This window comes from Paenibacillus ilasis (genome assembly GCF_043195395.1).
GTDB classification, from domain to species: domain Bacteria; phylum Bacillota; class Bacilli; order Paenibacillales; family Paenibacillaceae; genus Paenibacillus_AQ; species Paenibacillus_AQ lautus.
Genome location: NZ_JBHDJG010000001.1, coordinates 1,141,948 through 1,157,773, shown reverse-complemented (window position 1 = coordinate 1,157,773; position 15,826 = coordinate 1,141,948). Strand labels below are relative to the sequence as shown.

Below are 15,826 nucleotides of genomic sequence, written 5' to 3'. Positions count from 1 at the left end.
AATCGCGATTCCCGGATGGAGCCGAGAACCGCGATGGACTTGCAGATGTACATGATGAATCGATGACTACTTGTTATGGATTAGGGACGATTTTATAAAGCTTGGATTCGGCCGCTTTTAGCGTCACATCCAGCGAAGGGCCAGACACCGTCTGAGATAGGCCGCTCCATACATCCGTCACCGTATAGGACGCCGCCCCTTCCGAAGCGATACCGGCACGAACGAGATCCACGGTATGCTGTGCCGCATGTTGCGTATAGTTAAATACGGCTACATAGTGGGTTCCCTGATCGTCCAGCACGAATACGTCCGCTGCCTGCGTGCCCGTGTTGCCTTCTACCGGCCGGAACGCCTTGCCCTTCATCGCCAGCCCGTTCACTTCCGGGTTGGTCAGCAGCGTTTCCATGTACTGCCGTGCCCTCGCATCCGTTACGTCATCCGAATTCAGGAAGACCGTGCCGGAGATCGCGGCCGCATTGACGCGAGACTGCGCGCCTTCGATCGATCCGCCTTTGGTCAAGTGCATATAGTCCGGATCGGTATAATGGTAGATCGTTCCGTTCTGCCACCAGCCGTACGTCAGATTGTTCAGCTGGTATTCCGTGCTGCCGATGCTGCCGTCGATATCGCAGGAGATGCGGCGGCTGTGCGCATATTGGCTAGGGAACAGCGGCGCGATGGAAGCGCTGATGAACATGGAGCCGTCCAGCACTTCATTCACGTAAGCCATTCCTTGGTTATAAGCCTGAATGCCGGTTTGAACGTTGGCATCATAATGCTTGCCTTCCATTGCCCCATGGCTCAGAAAATCGATTTTAATATATTCAAAGCCCTTGCTCTTAAACTTATTCATGTAATAATCGATCCGCTGCTTCACGCCCGGATGCGTCGGATCCACGGCATAAGCGCCGTCCAGCGTTGGCAGCACGTTACCCTCCAAATCGCGCAGCACGATATCGCCGTATTTATATTTGCCGTTGGTCCCTTCGACCTCCTGTTCCATATTGTTGCCCCAGTACACAAACGGCGAATAATAGATGCCGGCCTTCTGTCCATTGCTATGAATGAGCTGAACCAGATCCGTCAGCTGCTGATCCGTCATGTTATCCCAATAGGAATCGAGATTGATATAGATATTGTCTTCATTGTTGAAGGAATGGTTCTGAATATGGTCTTTAAAATAATTCGAGACGGAAACCGCCTTGTCAAAGCTCAAATCGCTGGCATAAGCTCCCCAACTGTTCCAGCCGACCGGAACGCCTTCAGGAATGTCCTCGCCAAAGGCTAACGGAGGCTGGATCGCTGCATTCACCTGGCCAAATTCCTCCAGCCCGGTCCGGTAATCCTCGAAAAAGCCGACCATGATTTTCGGCGAAGCAATCTGCTTGCCCGTTACCTTTCCATGCGGAATCGTGTCCCATGTGGAGGTGGATGACGTAAATCCGCCATATACGCGCAGTTTGTTCAATTTGTCATTCGAGCCGCTCCAATAGATACCGGTTTTCCACGTGTCATGCGTCACCGATCCGATAACGAGGCCGTTCCGGCTCGTATTGTCATAGATGGCCGTCAGCTCCGAGCTGACATACAGACCGTTGTTGAGGCCGGTATTCATCGACTTCGCCTGGTATCTGGACCAAGCATCATTGTCGAACGGAACGACGAGGACCCGGTTATCGTCATAGCTGCCGATGTCGATGCCGCCCCTCGCTTCCATCGCGATAGGTGCGATATTCCCAGTAGATATTGCGGAATAGTGGGTAGCGACTGTTTCCGTAAGCAAATATGGCCCGTCTTCATAGACGTAATAGATTTGGCTGAGCGATGGCATTCCCCCATCCTCATTCACGACCGTCACCTTGATGCCCTTGCCGGTAGCATCCTGGAATGGGACAACTTGATTTTTATAGAATTTATGATGTTTATATTCCTTGCTTGCAACCATCCGGTCGAGCTGGATCTCACTGTATAACCCCTTGGCAACCGCTTTGCCGTTCCAATTGTATTGGGACAATCCGGTCGAGGTATTGTACAGCAGCTCATACGTCGGATTGGACACCTTGAAGCCGTTGGCATACTCGGTTAGGGTGATGGAGCCATAGCTCGTGGCTTTCTTTTGCTTGCCTAAATCGCCAATGCTTCCATCAGGGCCTGATCCGTCATCGCCGGCTGAATCAAAGGTCAGCTCAATCTTGTCAAAATCGGGCGAATAACCGCCTGCATCATCGAACAGAATCGTGTTGCTGCCCTGATTCAAATAGATTTGGATCTGATAAGTGCCGATCGTGTTCCAATCTGCTGTTTTCGGAAAACTGAAGTTCTCCTTCTCCGCTCCGTTTACGGAGATCGAAGCCGCGCGGGAATCCCCGGAGATGTAGAACATGTTCATATTGTAGATACCGGCCTTATCGGCCTGAATCCCGTTGAACGTCAGCGTGGAGCCGCCGTACAAATTGCCGGCTTTTTGCCCGGCTGAACAGAAGCCGCAATCGACCGCTCCTGCATTGCCGGTAAACGTGTTCTGAGATGCCTCGGCCTCGTAGGAAAGGATGCCTCCGGCCGTTTGACTCGGCTGCTGCGGTTCTGCCGAAGCAAAGGAGCTCCCTAGCATAGACCCCACTAACAGAATCGATAAGAATAGCATAAATGGCTTTTGGAAGAATTTGAACGGATGAATACGCACTGAACCTCTCCTCCTTCTATTCATTGATTTCGGCTTAATTTCAGGATTTTCGATTCGGCTGGCGCCAGCTCGACCGTAAGTGTGCCCTCCGATTGACCCGCTGTTCCTTCCCACACATCCAGGACCGTGTAGGAAGCGTGCGCCTCGAGGCCGCAGCGTTCCAAGGAAACCGTCTTCTGTATGGAGTCGGCCCCGTCAAAGTTAAATACGGCAATATACGTGGTTCCCGGTTCGCTTGGATGGGTCAGTACAAACGTATCCGCAGCCTGTTTCCCGAGATTCCCCTCTACGGGCACAAAGGTTCTACCCAATCGGGCAATCTCAGTGATTGCCTCATTTCCCAGCCAGGTCTTGGCGCGCCATGCCGCTTCCTCATGCCGGAAGTCATCGCCCAGCAGCAGCACCGTTCCCGAGATCACGGACGCGGTCAGACGGCTTCGCCCTTCATGGCGGGTCGTCGAATCCTGGTTGAAGCTTTTATAGATCACGGCATGATCCGGATCGTTAAATCGGTACAGAGTATCGTTCATCCACCACCCGTGCGTCAGCGAGTTCAGCAAATATTCCGTATCCTTGATCGTTCCGAATACATCGCAGGAAATTCTGCGGCTGTGCGCATAGGAATAAGGGAACAGCGGGGCAATCGACAGGTTGATGAAGAACGGTCTGCCGATCCGCTCCGGGGAGAGCTTTTCCGTCAGATACGAGAGGCCGTAGTTGTATGCAGCGATCCCCGTCGTAATATCCGGGTTATGATGCTTGCCCTCCAGAGCCCCGTGCGCCATGAAGTCCAGTTTAATATACTCAAATCCCTCGGAGATGAATTTATCCATGAACCAATCGATTCGCGCCAGGTTTCCGGGATGTGTAGGATCAATCGCAAGTCCGCCGTCAACATCCGGCAAAATCTCGCCATCCTGGTCGCGAAGCAGGATATCGCCATAGGTATACTTCCCTTCGGTGCCCTCCACGGAGTTCCCGAACCCAGCCGGACTTCCCCAGAAAGCAAACGGCGTCCAGTATGTACCGGGTTTGTGCCCGTTCTCGCGGACCCTTTTCAAGGCATCCTCCATCTCGGCAGGCGTCAGGCGATCCCAGAACGCATCGAAATTCACGTACAGGGTATTCTCGTTATGAAAGCCTTGCGGCTGAACCTCCCGCTTCAGAAAATCGCTCGTCGCCACATACAGGTCGTAATCCAGCGTGCTCATGGCGGCCGACCAGCTGTTCCAGCCGATCGGGACGCCGCCGTCCCAGCTCAGTGCAGGCGCTATCTTCGTATTCGCTTCCCCATACGCTTCGAGTCCTGTCCGGTAATCGTCGTAATCCCCTACCATAACCAGCGGAGATGCGACGCGCGTTCCTCTTACGTAGCCATGCGGCTGGGAATCTCGGGTCATGATGTCGGCCGCGCCAGCGTACAGTTCCAGTTCATCCAGCTTGCCTGCCGTTTCCCCTTTCACGCGAATGCCGGTCTTCCACACGTCATGACTGATCGATCCCAAGATCAATCCATTACGGTTATTCGGCTGGAACAAGGCCGTCACTTCGTAGCTTTCCGTCTCCAGCGGGGCCGTCTCCGTCAGATAGCGCACCCATTTGTCATTGTCATAAGGCACGCGCAGCACATGCAGCGCTTCTGCCGGAACCGTCTCGCTCCCGCTGGATACGCTATCGGTTTTCACCACCGCGATGCGGTTTACCTTTAAGTCCTCCTGACCGACAATGACGACCCGTGTGATGAAAGATGAAGCCCCTTCATAGACGTAAAAATGCTGTTCCAGTCCTGGGAGCAGATCGGATTCATGCTTAATCACGGCATGGATTCCTGTTCCGAACGAATCTTGGATCTTCTCGGGCTGCCCTATCATATAGTGGCGGTCGTAATGTCCCGTATGGTATTCCCGGCCCTGCCATCGAAAGCCGCTTCGTACTTCTTGCAGAGCGAATCCCTTGCTGCCTGCGTAGGCGTAACCGCCTTTTTCCAAATCCACCTTAATGGCCACCAGACCATTCGCCAAGCGAATGTGACTTTCGGCATTCACCCCCACGTTCACCGCCGTATCGCTGCTTCCTAACATCTGTGGATTGCCTCCTTCTGCGTGCGTCTGTGCTGCATTCAGGCCGTTATAGCATCAAGCGCCTTTTACAGCTTGCTACCATTATAGAAGCGCGGGTAAAGCGCTTACTATACAACGATCTTCCGATCCATATCGGGATGTAACGCATCTGGAGCAACTCATTTGTTAAAATGCAATATGATCACTCTCCGCCGATCGCTGGCGATGGACCCACTCGAAAAAAAAGGCTATCGCAGAGCGCCTAAGTTCTCCGGATAGCCTGTTTTACATATGGATGATGAAGTACCACTGTTCTCAAGCTAGATCTAATCATTAGACGGTTGGTATGGTGCCGCCGTCGATCACATATTCGCTTCCCGTTATGGATGACGCCCGGTCCGATACAAGAAATGCCACCAGCTCTGCTACCTCTTCCGGAAGCCCGGGACGTCCTAAAGGGATCCCACCGAGCGAATCCATCAATTCCTGAAGCGCACTTTCTCGGCTTCCTGATACCGACGCAATCCGGTCGATCATGGCATCTGCAGCCTCCGTCTGAATGAATCCGGGCGATACGGCGTTAATTCGAATGCCCCGCGGGGAAAACTCGTTGGATAACCCTTTACTGTAATTGGCAAGGGCAGCCTTCGCCGCGGCATAAGCCAGCGTGGTTTCATAGAGCGGCAAGCGTCTCTGTATCGAAGTAATATGAATGATGGCACCTGATCCCTGCTCTACCATGTACGGCAGCAGCCCCCTGTCCAAACGAACCGCTGCGAGAAGATTCCAATTCAAGGCTTGAACCCAATCCTCGTCGGTTAAGGCAAGCGCCCCTCCAGGGGGTGTAGTCGAACCGCCTACGCAGTGCACCACGATGTCAATTCCATGCAGGTGCTCCTGTACACCTTGAACCACCTTGTCGACGCCTGTAGACGTCGCAATATCGGCTTGAACGAACAAGCCGGAGCCGACCCGAACGCTAGGTTCGGAACGGGCGGTAGTCAGTACAGCCGCCCCACCGTCTGAAAGCCGCTTTACGATGGCCTGACCCATTCCTCTGGTTCCTCCAGTAACCAGCACTCTTTTGCCTTCAAACTCATTCCATGGTCCTTCATGTCTTTGTTTCATAATTGCCCTCCAGTATTCGTACCCTTAAATTTTGAATATGGTATTTTTTCTTACTTGGATTCAGAGATCTGCAATTTTGAAATCTGACCGCTTTGCACCGTGAAACAAAATTCAAAATAGTAAGGGCCTGCCGGATAATCACCATTTACTTCGGTTGAAACGATGTACTGGTCTAGGCGATGATGAATGTTGGTCGCCCGGACATTTACCCGTGCGCCGATAAATTCGTCGTCGCTCCATTTCTGTATGGCTGCCTTGCCCCTGAACTCCCTGCTGTCATCGACGACTATAGCATCCTTGCCGAAGCATGAAAGCATCCGGTTTGTATCATGATCATTGCTTGCGGATATAAATGTGCGAATTACACTCTGCAGCTGCTTCTCGCTTATCTCGATCATAACGCTTCACTCCTTATGATTTGATATTCCTCAGGCTTGACGCCGCTTATCCTCCCCCGGTCCGGTTGAAGACAAAGATATCTTACCTTGACGCTTTCATAACGTCCAATTTATAATAATCATAAAATTTATAAATAAAATTCATATAAAGTAGGTGCTTGAAGATTGGAGCTTACCCAGCTGGAGTATTTTTTGATGGTTTCCCGTCTTCAACATATGACGAAGGCTTCGAAAGCGCTCAGCATCACGCAGCCGGCATTAAGCCACGCTATCTCCAAGTTGGAGAGCGAGCTGGGCGTCCCTCTTTTTGAACGAAATGGCCGTAATGTGAAGCTTAACCGCTATGGCAGCATGTTTGCCAGATGGGTGGAGCAGGCACTCCAGGACATTCAAAACGGGATGCAGGAAATCGAAGAATCGTCCAATCCCGATACGGGGATCATTTCGGTTTCTTACCTGAATATTTTAGGGGTCGATCTCGTCCCTGCTCTTGTCAGGACCTATCAGCTGGCTCATCCCAAGGTTCGTTTTGAATTAAACCAGGGAAACCTCGGCGATATTGACGAACATTTGGAAAAAGGGCATTCGGACCTCATGATTACATCTAGGGAATCTACTATGGACCAACATAACTGGCTGGTCATGAGAACCATGCCTTTATATATCGTGGTTTCAAGCCGCCACCGCTTGGCGAAACGTCCCTCCCTGAGTCTGATGGATTTGTCCGGAGAGCCGTTCGTCGGCCTGAAGCATAATTGCGGCCTTCGAGCCACGATTCAATCGCGATTTCAGCATACCGGCTTTATTCTGTCTTCGACGTACGATGCAGAAGATTTGACCACCGTAGCGGGTTTTATTAAAGAGGGACTTGGCGTCTCCGTTCTGCCGAAAACGGCCGGCCTTATGCTGGAAGGTCTCTCGTGGATTCCCATTACCGATGAAGGCTGGTTTTGGGAGATTGGCTTAAAATGGCGCGAAGACCGCTACCTCTCGCCTGCGGCAAGACGATTCATTGAATATGTGAAGCATCATTATCAAGTCGGCGGGAAGTAACCGTTTGGTACACAATAAAAAGGCTATCCAGGTCAAAATGACGCTTGGATGGCCTTTGAATCATTGAAAGATCACATCGACCACCTGGGTCACAACTACGCACTCTATGACGAAGATTCCCAAACAACAAATATAGAAAACGGACAGCTTCAGCTCTCCGAATTGATCCTTCCAAAACCGTCCTCGAAACAAGGATATGATGTCCGGTGTAAACGAATATTTCACCGATTGCTTCAGATCGTCCACATCATTAAAAATCCGTCTAAACACCCACTTGTATATCGGAATGTTAAGAATAAACAAAACCACATACATTAGAAGCTCCACGAGGCCACATCCTTCGTCCTTTGCTTAAACATGTTTCCACCAGATCCCTGCGCACTCCGGCACGGTTGACCATTGTTTCGCCTGGATCTTGTCCGTTAGCTCTTCTCCAAAAAAGAATCCCGTGTGTTGCAGTGCCTCTTCTACTGTATCAAATACATAATCCGTTCGAATCCACTGATGGCTAAATCCGTATCGATGCTCCAATTGAGCGTAATAGCCGGTTAGGAAATCGGGAGGATTCGGTGTCTCCGTTCCGGTTCCCATCGTTTCCAGAATCAAGATCGTCCCGCCTGGTCTCAAAACGCGCTGCAGCTCTGCCATGACAAGTCCGAGATTGTCACTCCATTGCTCATGGCTTGAATCAGCCAGATAACTAATACTCCAGCCCGATACGATCAGATCTACACTCGAGGAATCAACCGGCAGGCTGCGATGATCAGCGACTACGGTAGTCCAATTGCGAGAATCATAAACTTCGGATAATTTGTCATCTAAAATATTCAGCATCGGCTCGGATATATCGGTACAAATCAAGGATTTGGCATCACGGGCAAGCACCATAGATAATCGGCCTGATCCTGCACCCAAATCAAGTACATCCAAGCCCTCGTATGGTCTGATACCATGAATGATACCCGATAAATCGGGCTGCTTGCTAACCATGGCCTCATAAGCTTCGGCCTGCTTATCGTAAATCCCGTTCGTAGACATAACATGCCATCCCCTATCCTACCTGCTTCCAGGTTTAATTCTTCACTGATGTTCGCTGTCTTCTGTTCAAGAGTCCTTGGATCAACTTGTACCCGAAACACAATAGAAGCGAGAAGGCAACCATCATAAAGTACGTGTTTACATTAAAGAATTGATTATTCATATGGATCGATAAAATACCGGTTGTGATGGATTCGATATGAACCCAGTCCATTTCACCATATCTGGATTCGAATGCTTCAGCTTGGATTGATCTATATATTTCGAGTCTATGAAGCTGATATATATAACCCGTTATAATATAGCCGGTCAGAGCTAAGATCAAGAGGCTTAACCTGCTCAGGGATACCTTCACACCTTTCCATACACGAATCCATTGATAGACCAACACGAGAAAAAGGATACTCAGAGGGATAAGCAGCAGGATGGCGGGATTGCCGTTACCGGAACTGCCGCCGGGTATGGGTGTCATCGCATTTCCGAATAGAACCAGGATCAGACAGACAAGCGCATTGATGAGCAAACCGATGACTTGTTTTATTTTCATTTGTGATCTCCACCTCACTCAAGCTTCCCTGCAAAAGCCTCTCGTCATAAATATCTAAGGCATCTAAAGGTTATGAAGTGACCCGCGTCCTTAACATTACGCTGCCGCTTACCATTCCTCATCGTGTTCGGTATAAATACGAATCAATTCCTCCAGCTTATGTATGGTCCTGTACGGCCTTACTTCTTCGGAGTAGTCCCAGCTTCCAGCTCTCGTACACCATATGGGTTTGATACCGCATTGCGCTGCTCCAATGATATCGTTATGCGGGTGGTCTCCCACGAACCACGTCTCTGATGGCAGTACGTTAAGCAGATCTAAAGCCCTCATGTAGATCCTTGGATCCGGTTTTTTAACGCCAGCCTCTTCGGAAATTACGATGGAATCGAAATACTCAAGTATACCCAGTTGACGGATCTTCCCCTCTTGAACTTGAACGGTTCCATTGGTGATGATGCCAAGCCTCAATCCCTGAGACTTCAAATGACGGAGAACGGGAAACAGCTGATCCATCGGCTGGATACATAGCGGGATTTCTTCCCTGAAAAATGTCAGATATTCGTCGGCCGTAGGCGGATTCACCCACTGAAGATGCTCGACCAGCATCTCATACACCTCGCGCTTATCCCGGTAACCGTTATGATCCGCCTCCTTAAATCGCTTGGCTATCCTAAGCTGAGTATCTTCATCGGAGTCCGGGAAATACCTGGCAATCAATCGCTCAATGAACGAGTCAATCGCCGCCCTTCTGTCCGTTAATGTTTCATCCAAATCAAAAATTATCGCTTTTAACGTCATAGCGGACCTGCTTTCTGTTGTCTTGGTCTAGGAAAGGGATCACCTCTGTATATCCTACTTCGGTACAATCTCATAGCTATTGACCAACCCGCGCTCATCAAAGTAAATAAAAAGACCCTCACTCTTGTAATCGACCCTTCGCAGTGATCCAAGATCATACACAGCTTTATCGTCATCGCCATTTGCCCATTTGGCATTGTCGTTGGCACCGAGGCGGTCCGTCACTTCCCCCTGAGTTAATCCGATCAAATCATGTTTCTCCAAAAAATCGTCCACCATAATCGATCTTTGTTCTGGATAACCAACCCAACGGTTGTAATCGAAGTGCTGCTGCGATTGGTTGTAACTTAAGGCGTAGATTGAAAAAGATAAGAGAAGTACCCCGATAATGCCAGTCGACCAATAATGCGTGGGATGTAACTTGCTCCTCGATGTTTTGGATATTAGATACAGAATGAGCAGCAGCAACAGAACAGGCAAAGAAACCAATACTACCGATAAAAAAGACAATACAATATGATAGTGGTAGATCAACCGGATGATTACTCCGGCATAGATCACAACGTATAGGCCTACGACCAAACCAAGAACGGCAGCATGCGGATTCCATCTTGCTTCCTTGCTCTCCGACATAGGCCGCTCACCTCCAAGTTAAGTTCATGCATACGTTTTAGATTTCAGTCTATCATACCCTTCAGAATAGAGCCCGCTCTCCATTCGCTTTGATGAAAATATGCTCCGGATATTTTAAAGCCGTGGGCGGAAGTTGATCCTCTGGAAAGAACACGAGCTCCACAAACTCGTCGTTCTCACGATCCAACTCCCCCGAAATGATGCGGCACTCGAACACAATCGTGAGGTACTCCACTTGATGTCCGTTGCTGTACGTATATCGGCGTTCTTTTCCACCATATACTCCAATAATTCGTTCAGGTACGATATCAAGCCCCGTTTCTTCCTTCGCTTCGCGAGTCATCGCCTCTGCCGGGGATTCCCCAAGCTCGATGGCGCCAGCCACAAGTCCCCATAATGCTTCTTGATGCTTTCTTCCAAATAAAATAAAATCCTGCTCATTACGGATAATCCCCGCAACGGATGGCATAAATATTAACTGGTTTCCGATCTTTTCTCTTAGATCCTTATAGTAGTCTGACATTCCCATGATTTGATGGCTCCTTTGGATTCCTAATCAAATGGATGATTAGAATCTGTTCGCTATTATTAACGCCAAGCATACTTCGATCTCCAGCTCAATTAGCCTCACTCCTTATGTAACTTCGCGTTTTCACGGTTCAATATGGATGTAATCTGCGCGATATGATGCTGGTTGTGCCACACGAATCGCTGCAGCGCGATATCCAGGGTAATACTGCCGAGCACTTGAGTTCTCATCGTTCTTTTGAAATCCTCAGGCTGTAAATCCTTAAGCAGGATAAGAAAACGAAAATGAAGTGTTTCCAGAAGCGAAAGCGAGTTCTCTATGGGAACCTCCGTGTAATCACTCAGCTCCGCCCATAAATCCTCCCGGTACGAGCTTGCCAGCGGCTCATTCTCGGTCAATGCACGTTTAAATCGCAAGTATGCGTTCATGTCGTTATCAGCCAGATGGTGCACGATTTGCTGAATGCTCCAACCCTCTTCACAATAGGGATATCGAAGCAGAGCATGGGGGCATTTCATTATGATTTGCCGAAGCGTCGGTGCGATCGTCGGAATGAGTTGTATAAACTTATGCCTTTCCTCTAATGTTGGCTCTTCTATCGGCTCAAAGGAACCAAGGGGAAAACGAATACCGCCCACTTCCTTACCTCCTCGATACATCATCGTATCCTACGGTTCCAAGCAACAAAGGATCTGTGTTTCACAACAGCACTAAACCATCTTGCCCTACCCTTTACTAGAACTCAGTCATAGCTTAGCCCCGATATCTGTTGTCTCCAACGGATCGTATAAACAATACACCTGAGAATACGGTAAGCAGCATGTGAATTTCCGGTTTTCCTAACACCTCTATAACGAAAAACCTTCCTAAGCCAAACCACTCTGCCCAATAGATCCACGGAATAAACACCACGACCATAAGTATAATAGCAGGTAACAGTAACCAGCTTACATGAATATGCCCTTTAATCACATATCCTAGCGCTCTCCACTCTATTAAAACTCCGAAAAGGAATCCCCATAGGCTCATCTTTAATAAGAAAAATAGCTGAGGAGAAAAATCTTGATACGATCTTTGAATTTCATGAAGAGTTTCTGTCATCAGGTACAGTAATATGAACATACCAATCATAACGAATCCGCCAAAAGCGATTTTTTTAAATTGGATCATCCCTCTTTCACTCCTTTATTCAGAAAAAACACGAAATGACACGCTAAGAAATATGATTATGCGATTCGCTTGAAGTTAGAAGCAAAGAAGGATGAAACAATTCAAGCGAGTGCTGAACGCCATTCTTGAGATTCTCCACGATCTGTCTCATCACGGCAGCATCCCGGAATTCCATGCTGTCATCCGCCAGGATATCGGACAGCTTAACCCACCGGCTATCTTTAATCTCGCCAGCTCCCAATTGAAGCAAGCCCCCCACCACTTCTCCGGTAAAATGGAACATGATGACTGGGTGATTCAAGCTGCTGATAAATGGATACACGCCTGTGGTGCCTGTCAACTGGACATCATAACCAGTCTCTTCCTTCACTTCTCTTATATCCGCCTCAAGCATAGCTTCCCCAGGCTCGATGCGCCCTCCCGGGAAGGTCCAGGTATCCCGCACCGAAGGTTTATTTTCTTGGATGATGAGCACTTGATCCCCTTGAAAAAGGGTAACGCTGACCACAAGAACATTTCCATTTTCCGTCATATCCACATCCCTTTGCACATGATCATAAACAAACAGAACCCACCTTTGGCGTTAACCACGAGGAGGGTTCTTGGATGAAATATTGGCTGATTAACATCATTCTACCGTTAAAGCACATAACGTGCAATCGCGCGGCGTTGTTGAAAATTCAATACAAATGACTCCCCTTCTCGCGCATAATGATCCAGGCTTGTCCATAAGGATCCGTAAAATCCAGAAACCATGCGAAGCCTTAGTCCCGAATCTGCTCAATTCACGCGGCAACGGCAGATAAATAGGACTCAGTTCTACGATAACTCGATTGGTTTTGAATATAAATGATGCCTCTAGTCTCCTGCAAGTCACTCTTGCAAGGAGTCTTTTTTTTGAAGATAGAGTCACGCGTCGGGTCAGGCTGCTAAAGCAAAGAGTATATTATTGAAGACTGGTGAAGGGAGGGAGTACTATTAATAATAACCATGCCCAGAACATGATTACCAAGATTCCCGATGGAACGCTTGTCCGCGGTTCGGGCTCGGCTGTATTTCTGATTGAACACGGCAAAAAACGGCCCGTTATGGATTCCAGTTCCTTTTATTTTTACAAACTAATGACCAATAAAATCATACCACTTGAGGATATGCTGCTTCGCCCGTATCCTCTTGGAGAAGGCGTGACGGCGGCTTCGGGACCGTGGGCGAAGTGCGCCCCGGCAACTGTATTCGTAAAGGGGAGCGGATCTGGGATCTATTTGTGGATGGACAGCCGTTTGTTCCCGATCCAGTCTGGGGAAGTGTTCCGACGTTTGCGGTGCCAAATGGACGAAATCGTGCATGTCCCGGATTCCTTGGTTCGTTCTTTGCCGGTTGGACACTCCATTAGCACCTCTTTTTTTCTTCAGCATCCGGTTCTAAACGGACGCCTGTACTGCTCCCCGAACGGTCATATTTACTACGGCGAACGGCGAATGCTGCGAAAAGTGGAAGGTCCCATGGTTTTTTCCTACTTTCAATGGAGCGTCGATCAGCTGATCTATTTAACCCAAGATGAATTTATAAAAAGCCCGATCGGAAAGCCGGTACTTTCCTAACCGGGGTCAAGACACGGGCGGGAGGCAAGAAGACATGTTACCGAAGGTTACAGTTATTATCCCTTTTTACAACTGTTCCTATGTTCAACAAGCCGTAGAGAGTGCTTTGGCGCAAACCTATCCTGAGATGGAAGTCATTGTGGTCGATGACGGGTCTTCCGAGCATATGGATCTCCTAACTCCTTATATTGACCGCATCCGGTATATCCGAAAGATCAACGGGGGAACGGCTTCCGCTCTTAACGCCGGTATTCGAGAAGCTAAAGGAGATTATATCGCTTGGCTTAGTTCGGACGACTATTATCTCCCCAACAAAATAGCACGCCAAATTTCGTTTATGCTGGAACGCGGAGCGTGGATCAGCAGTACAAACTTCAACTTCGTCAACGAACGGAACATAGTGCTCCAAGAAGCCCCTAATTTTTCGTTTTCTTCAACTGTGGAGCTGCTTGATCGATTAAAAACTGCATGTCCGATTAATGGCTGCACCACCATGATGAAAAGACACCTTTTTGAAAAGGTCGGCATGTTCAATGAAAAGATTAAATACACGCAGGATTACGACATGTGGTGCCGGGTCGTGCTCACCGGTTACGAATTTCATTACTTGCATGATATTCTTCTGCACTACCGTTATCATCCGAACATGGGGACCTTAAAGCACCAAAACGCCCTTAAGCAAGAATTCGCGGCCCTTCAGGCCATATATAGCGACAGGCTGGAGCAGCGAAGACAGGTATTACTAACAGGAGGGCGGAAGCCTTGAAAATTTTGCTGGCTACCTATTTTCAAATCCCGCATGTCGGCGGAGTGTGGAAATATATGTTGCAGGTGAAACAGGGACTTGAACAAGAAGGGCATCAGGTGGATCTTTTTGGGAACGGACTGAACCGATTTTATATTTTCAACGGTAACCAGGAGGTTCCGAAGGTTCACTTCAAAGAAATGTTCGATCACAAGATAACCCCTGCCACCGCGCCTTTAATTGCCGAGCATCCCTGGGTCAGGGGGGCGGAGACCGACAGGTATAACATGGAGTTATCGCTCGCTTTTATCGGCCTTGACCAATACGATATCATACACGCGCAGGACGTTCTTGCCGCCGCTGCCATAAAACGCATAAAACCCGAACGGATACCGTTGGTGACCTCCATTCACGCTTCTGCGGCTCTCACGGTACTGGATATGCTGAAGAACAACAAAACTTCTTCGGAAGACCCGATGAGCTCCTTGGTCTGGAAATACTATAAATCTATGGAATACTTGGGAAGCTCGGTAAGCGATAAAATCCTTCTTGCTTCCGAATGGCTTAAGGAAGTGATGGTTCATCAATTTAGGGCTCCGTCCGAACGGATTGCTCTTATTCCTTACGCCATCGACATCCCTTTTTTTCACAGCAGCATGCGTACGGTTTCCCTAAATCCGATCGCGAAGCCCACGGGTAAAACCGTGATCATCAGCACTTCGCGTCTTAGCTACGAGAAGGGGATCCATGTCTTGCTGAATGCCTTGTGCAGGCTGTATGTAGACCGCCAGGACTGGGAGTGCTGGCTGGTCGGAGACGGGGACAAACGCAAGGAATACGAGGAGTTATGCCTCCGGATGGGCATTCAGTCGGCGGTGCGTTTCCTGGGAAGCCGGGAGGACGTCCCCTATTTGCTGAGTCAGGCCGAAATTTTCGCAATGCCCAGTTTGATGGAAACCCTATCCTACTCGGTTATGGAAGCACAGCTAGCAGGTCTTCCCATCGCATCATCCAGCGCAGGCGGATTAAAAGAAGCGGTACGGCATAACGTTGATGGATTGCTGTCGCCTCCGGGAGACGCGCATGTACTTTATCTGCACTTGGGCCGGTTGCTGTCAGATCCATCTTTCCGGCGCAGGCTTGGAGACAATGCGCTGGCGTGGGCCTTAAAAAACAGGTCTCTCCAGACGATGGTCAAGCGTTTGACAGAGGTTTATTCGGAGCAGGTGTCTCTAAAAAAACAATCCTAATTTTAAAAAGGCGGTGTTTGTCATGAACGTGCATCAGGTTCCCGGGGACAGATACAACGGGTTGTTTTTAACCCAGCTTTCCCAGCCGCATATTGTTGTCAACCGACAGGTGTGGGACCGGATTTCCGCCAATCTCCCCAAAGAATACTTCCTTCCGGATTTCCGCATCATCAATCTCATGATGAACGCTTAG

18 protein-coding genes are annotated in these 15,826 nt (G+C 49.1%); 5 read left to right on the top strand and 13 right to left on the bottom strand.

All coding sequences use genetic code 11. The features are described 5' to 3' along the window. Positions 1-73 precede the first annotated feature (73 nt). From ACETK5_RS05620 to ACETK5_RS05605, 4 genes are all read right to left on the bottom strand, one after another. On the bottom strand, positions 74-2,683 hold the full coding sequence (locus ACETK5_RS05620; RefSeq protein WP_394054534.1) for a carbohydrate-binding protein: 2,610 nt from the start codon (positions 2,681-2,683) through the stop codon (positions 74-76). 20 nt (positions 2,684-2,703) lie between these two features. Beyond that, a complete protein-coding gene (locus tag ACETK5_RS05615) occupies positions 2,704-4,764 on the bottom strand; it encodes an alpha-galactosidase (RefSeq protein WP_394054532.1) in 2,061 nt (686 codons plus the stop codon). A 312-nt stretch (positions 4,765-5,076) separates the two neighbouring features. Then, positions 5,077-5,871, bottom strand: coding sequence for an SDR family oxidoreductase (locus ACETK5_RS05610; RefSeq protein WP_009589915.1), 795 nt, complete (start codon positions 5,869-5,871; stop codon positions 5,077-5,079). 50 nt (positions 5,872-5,921) lie between these two features. Next, positions 5,922-6,269 carry a Cif family virulence factor gene (locus ACETK5_RS05605; RefSeq protein ID WP_394054530.1) on the bottom strand — a complete coding sequence of 116 codons (348 nt, stop codon included), beginning with the start codon at positions 6,267-6,269 and terminating at the stop codon, positions 5,922-5,924. Between the two features lie 165 nt (positions 6,270-6,434). On the opposite strand from ACETK5_RS05605, the gene ACETK5_RS05600 reads away from it, so the two are divergent. Continuing rightward, positions 6,435-7,322: a LysR family transcriptional regulator gene (locus ACETK5_RS05600; protein WP_326113948.1), complete on the top strand. Its 888-nt coding sequence runs from the start codon at positions 6,435-6,437 to the stop codon at positions 7,320-7,322. A gap of 60 nt (positions 7,323-7,382) precedes the next feature. Here the strand turns inward: ACETK5_RS05600 and ACETK5_RS05595 are convergent, their stop codons facing one another. From ACETK5_RS05595 to ACETK5_RS05555, 9 genes are all read right to left on the bottom strand, one after another. Continuing rightward, on the bottom strand, positions 7,383-7,649 hold the full coding sequence (locus ACETK5_RS05595) for a hypothetical protein (protein WP_394054528.1): 267 nt from the start codon (positions 7,647-7,649) through the stop codon (positions 7,383-7,385). 24 nt (positions 7,650-7,673) lie between these two features. Then, the gene (locus tag ACETK5_RS05590) at positions 7,674-8,360 is read right to left on the bottom strand and encodes a class I SAM-dependent methyltransferase (RefSeq protein ID WP_394054526.1); all 687 of its coding nucleotides are present in this window, start codon (positions 8,358-8,360) and stop codon (positions 7,674-7,676) included. A gap of 34 nt (positions 8,361-8,394) precedes the next feature. Then, positions 8,395-8,907: a hypothetical protein gene (locus ACETK5_RS05585; protein ID WP_394054524.1), complete on the bottom strand. Its 513-nt coding sequence runs from the start codon at positions 8,905-8,907 to the stop codon at positions 8,395-8,397. A 108-nt stretch (positions 8,908-9,015) separates the two neighbouring features. Then, positions 9,016-9,705 (bottom strand): HAD family hydrolase, encoded by a 690-nt coding sequence (locus tag ACETK5_RS05580; RefSeq protein WP_394054523.1) that lies wholly within the window; start codon positions 9,703-9,705, stop codon positions 9,016-9,018. Between the two features lie 54 nt (positions 9,706-9,759). After that, positions 9,760-10,338, bottom strand: a complete 579-nt coding sequence (locus ACETK5_RS05575; RefSeq protein ID WP_394054521.1) for a hypothetical protein — start codon at positions 10,336-10,338, stop codon at positions 9,760-9,762. 61 nt (positions 10,339-10,399) lie between these two features. After that, positions 10,400-10,867: an NUDIX domain-containing protein gene (locus ACETK5_RS05570; protein ID WP_394054519.1), complete on the bottom strand. Its 468-nt coding sequence runs from the start codon at positions 10,865-10,867 to the stop codon at positions 10,400-10,402. A 98-nt stretch (positions 10,868-10,965) separates the two neighbouring features. Next, positions 10,966-11,505: a YfiT family bacillithiol transferase gene (locus ACETK5_RS05565; RefSeq protein ID WP_326118919.1), complete on the bottom strand. Its 540-nt coding sequence runs from the start codon at positions 11,503-11,505 to the stop codon at positions 10,966-10,968. Between the two features lie 115 nt (positions 11,506-11,620). Continuing rightward, positions 11,621-12,037, bottom strand: coding sequence for a hypothetical protein (locus tag ACETK5_RS05560; protein WP_394054518.1), 417 nt, complete (start codon positions 12,035-12,037; stop codon positions 11,621-11,623). 43 nt (positions 12,038-12,080) lie between these two features. Further along, positions 12,081-12,569 carry an NUDIX hydrolase gene (locus ACETK5_RS05555; RefSeq protein ID WP_394054516.1) on the bottom strand — a complete coding sequence of 163 codons (489 nt, stop codon included), beginning with the start codon at positions 12,567-12,569 and terminating at the stop codon, positions 12,081-12,083. 469 nt (positions 12,570-13,038) lie between these two features. Here ACETK5_RS05555 and ACETK5_RS05550 point away from each other — a divergent pair, with 469 nt between their 5' ends. Genes ACETK5_RS05550 through ACETK5_RS05535 form a run of 4 tightly spaced genes read left to right on the top strand, consistent with a single transcriptional unit; the run spans position 13,039 to position 15,826 of the window. Continuing rightward, entirely contained in the window at positions 13,039-13,638 is a 600-nt protein-coding gene (locus tag ACETK5_RS05550; protein WP_100538331.1) for a hypothetical protein, read from the top strand. 34 nt (positions 13,639-13,672) lie between these two features. After that, positions 13,673-14,404, top strand: coding sequence for a glycosyltransferase family 2 protein (locus tag ACETK5_RS05545; RefSeq protein ID WP_394054514.1), 732 nt, complete (start codon positions 13,673-13,675; stop codon positions 14,402-14,404). Continuing rightward, the gene (locus ACETK5_RS05540) at positions 14,401-15,633 is read left to right on the top strand and encodes a glycosyltransferase family 4 protein (protein ID WP_100538333.1); all 1,233 of its coding nucleotides are present in this window, start codon (positions 14,401-14,403) and stop codon (positions 15,631-15,633) included. Before ACETK5_RS05545 ends, ACETK5_RS05540 begins: the two co-directional genes overlap by 4 nt. A 22-nt stretch (positions 15,634-15,655) precedes the next feature. Next, on the top strand, positions 15,656-15,826 hold the full coding sequence (locus ACETK5_RS05535; RefSeq protein WP_165789671.1) for a hypothetical protein: 171 nt from the start codon (positions 15,656-15,658) through the stop codon (positions 15,824-15,826).